The sequence below is a fragment of the Oscillochloris sp. ZM17-4 genome, assembly GCF_019599295.1.
GTDB lineage: Bacteria > Chloroflexota > Chloroflexia > Chloroflexales > Chloroflexaceae > Oscillochloris.
The window spans coordinates 10,740-13,989 of record NZ_JAIEWN010000076.1 but is presented as its reverse complement, the minus strand read 5'-3'; the positions used below and the strand labels follow the sequence as shown (position 1 = coordinate 13,989).

Annotated in this window: 4 protein-coding genes; all 4 read right to left on the bottom strand. The window is 69.2% G+C overall.

Going from position 1 to position 3,250, the window contains the following annotated elements:
• Positions 1–169: 169 nt before the first annotated feature.
• The gene (locus tag K2Z83_RS30270; protein WP_370650284.1) at positions 170–1,576 is read right to left on the bottom strand and encodes a lysophospholipid acyltransferase family protein; all 1,407 of its coding nucleotides are present in this window, start codon (positions 1,574–1,576) and stop codon (positions 170–172) included.
• 3 nt (positions 1,577–1,579) lie between these two features.
• Positions 1,580–2,560: an NAD-dependent epimerase/dehydratase family protein gene (locus tag K2Z83_RS26495; protein WP_220598173.1), complete on the bottom strand. Its 981-nt coding sequence runs from the start codon at positions 2,558–2,560 to the stop codon at positions 1,580–1,582.
• Between the two features lie 22 nt (positions 2,561–2,582).
• A complete protein-coding gene (locus tag K2Z83_RS26490) occupies positions 2,583–3,014 on the bottom strand; it encodes a type II toxin-antitoxin system death-on-curing family toxin (RefSeq protein WP_370650283.1) in 432 nt (143 codons plus the stop codon).
• 33 nt (positions 3,015–3,047) lie between these two features.
• On the bottom strand, positions 3,048–3,250 hold a 203-nt coding region (locus K2Z83_RS26485), incomplete at its 5' end, for a hypothetical protein (protein WP_220598172.1).

Sequence of the window (3,250 nt, the reverse complement as noted above, 5' to 3'; positions counted from 1 at the left end):
GTATTCGCGCTAACAAAACCTTATTGTGCTGCGGCGCGGCTACGCCGCGCCGCAGCACAATAAGTGCAGTATGTGCCTGCTGGGCACAAACAACAACGGTTTTTAGGGCGGCAGCCCTAATATTGATGCGCATGGGGCGCTGCCCCCGCACCCCCGCCGGGAGGTCGTGTTAGAAGATCGATGTCCGCTCGGCGAGGCGGGCGTCGATCGTCTCCTGGATGGTGTCGCGCACCTGCTCGGCCAGCGAGAGCACGGTGAGCGGGTCGTCGGCGGCGCGCGGGCCGTACTCCTCGGTGGAGATCGGCGGGCAGAAGGTGATGCTCCAGCGGGTGGGCAGGGGGATGGTGCCGAGCAGACCGAGCCAGGGGAAGAGCGGCGTCAGCGGGAAGTAGGGGAAGCCGATCAGCTTGGCGAAGGACTCGGCGTTGTAGAGCATCGGGTAGATCTCCTCGGCGCCCACCACCGCCACCGGCACGATCGGCGCGCGGGCGCGCAGGGCGGCCTGCACGAAGCCGCCGCGCCCAAAGCGGGCCAGCTTGTAGCGATCCTTGTACAGCTTGCCGACGCCCTTCAGCCCCTCGGGGAAGACGCAGACCAGCTCGTCGTTCTCCAGCAGGCGCACGGCGTTCTCGGGCAGGCCCGGCACCTGGCCGGTGGCCGCGAGGGCCGGCGCGATGAAGGGCAGCGTGCTGAACCAGTGCAGGTGCAGGCTGCGCACCACCCGGTCGGGCCGCACCGGGTGCTCGGTGGCGACGGCCGACGAGATCATGGCCCCGTCCCATGGCAGCACGCCGCTATGGTTCGACACCAGCATGGCGCGGCCCTCGGCGGGGACGTGCTCAAGCCCGTAGGACTTCACCCGCCACCATGTCTGGTACATGAAGGCCAGGAAGGGCCGCGCAATCTCGATCATGTCGCGGTCCATGCCGAAGGCGTCGACGCTGTACTCGCCGCGCAGGCGGCGCTGCACGAAGGACACCTGCTCCTGGATCTGGTACTGGAGCACCATGCCGATGCCCTTCCAGAAGTCGGGGTCGAGGTAGTCGCTCAGGTCGGTGTCGCCGAGGAGCTCGTTAACCTTGTGCACCTGCTCCTCGGTCATGCGGCGCAGGTTGTCGCCGATCAGCCTGAGGGTGCCGGCGGCGATGTCGCCCATGGCGGCGGCCTGCCCCCCCTGCTGGCTGGCCTTGTTGCGCACCTCGACCTCAACCTCGTAGAGGCTATCGCTGGGCTGGGCACCCCAGAACGCAGAGGGTGGCGTGTGCGATGTGCTCTGCCCGCCGATGCGCACCTCGACGTCTTGCGCGGGCTCAGGGGCGGGCGCGGGCTCAGGGGCGGGCGCGGCGGCCTCGGCGCGCGGCGCGCGGCGCTTCGGGGCGGCCTTCGCGTCCGGGGCACCCTGATCGGCGCCGGCCCGCTTGCGGGTGCGGGGCTTCGCGTCCGGGGCGGCCTTCGCGTCCGGGGAGCCCTGCTCCGTGCCGGCCCGCTTACGGGTGCGGGGCTTTGCGGCGGGGGCGGCGGGGGCGGCGTCCTTCTCGGGCTGCCCGCCCACCTCGATCTCGATCGGATCAGACACAGGCTACCTCCTTCGGCTGAGAAATGTGCGTAGGGCGGCCTCGGAGGAGGCCCGGTCCGCTCCGTCGCGCCCGTCGAGCTGCTGCGCCGCGCGGATCATGTCGGCGGCGCTGTGGGCGGGCGCCCAGCCCAGCTCATCCCTGGCCCGCCGCGTATCGATGATGCAGCCGTGGCGCAGGAAGGCCATGTCGAGCGGCCATGGCCGCAGCTTGCTGCGGTCGCCGATTGTGGCCGACGGGACGATCATCCCCTCGAAGGTCGGCATAGGCTGCTGGCCGGACAGACGGATGGCCTGCGAGATGCAGATCGCATCATCGGCGGCGAGGTTAAAGGCCCCGGAGCAGCGCGCGAGGGCGGCCAGCGCCACCGCCTCCACCGCGTCGTCGATATGCAGCAGCTGCAGGCTCGGGTCGAAGCCGATGATCGTGCGCGGGCTGGGCTGGGCGAAGTACTCCATCAGGGGCGACCAGCCGCCGACCATGTGGGCCATGCGCAGGGTGGCGATGCGCAGATCGGGGTGCTGGGCGGCGAACTCGGCGACGAACACCTCGACCTCGGCCATGTCGCGCAGCAGGCCGCTCAGCCCCCTGCGCGCGATGGGCCGCCCCTCGTCGATCAGCGCCGGGTTGAGCGGGCTGGCCCCGTAGACCCCGCTGTGGCTGCGGATCACCACCTGGGAGACGCCGGCCTTCGCGCAGGCGCCGAGCAGCTCCATCGTGCCGAGGACATTCTGCTGCACCGCGGCCTCATGGCCCTCGCCGGGCGAGTCGGCCCCGGCGAAGTCCAGATGGATCACCGTGTCGACCTGCTCGGCCTGGAGCAGCTCGACGAGCTGGAGGCCGCTGAGCCGAGCGACCAGCCACTCGGCCCGGCCGACGGGCGCGGGCGGCTCGCAGCGGGACAGGCCGAGCACCGCGACGCCGTCCTCATCGCACAGCCGGCGCGCCACACGGGCGCCCAGCAGGCCGCCAACTCCATTGATCAACACTCTGCTCATGCTCTCGCCCCTACTGCCGCACGAGGCTCTCGCGCAGCCACTTCTCCAGCCCCTCTTTATCCATATCGGAGTGATTGAGCGCCCGGAAGACCCCGGCTATCTCGCTGGCGCCCAGGTTGGCGCACAGGGCGTAGCCATTGATTGTCAGCAGACGAAGCAGTGCCATGAGCGCAGTGGCGTCGTTGGCGCCGACAAACGGGTGGCTCTTCACCAGCATATAGACCATCACCGCCGCCTTGCTCGCAAGGTCCGGGTAGAGCTCGGCGCCGAACATCTGCTGGTGTGGCGCGCTAAGCACCTGCTGCAGCTGATCCTGGCTCTTGATCCCCATCAGGCCGCCGTAGCGCTCCAGCGCGTAGGCGTGCAGGTCGAGGAGGTCATCGCGGGTCAGGTAGTTCATACGAGTGTTGAGTGTTGAGTGTTGAGTGTTGAGTGCCGACACTCAACACTCAACACTCAACACTAAGCACTGAAGTCACAGCCCGACGATCTGGCGGAACGCCTTATCGTAGGAGTCGGCCGCGCCCTGCGCCCACTCGCGCAGATCGCGGCTGGCCGGACGGCGCAGCAGGATCTCCTGGTCGGTGAAGATCACCTCCACCAGCTCCTCATCGCTCAGGCCGACGGCCTTCAGCCAGCCCTGCACCACGGCCGGCAGGTTCTCGCGCTCGACGGTGA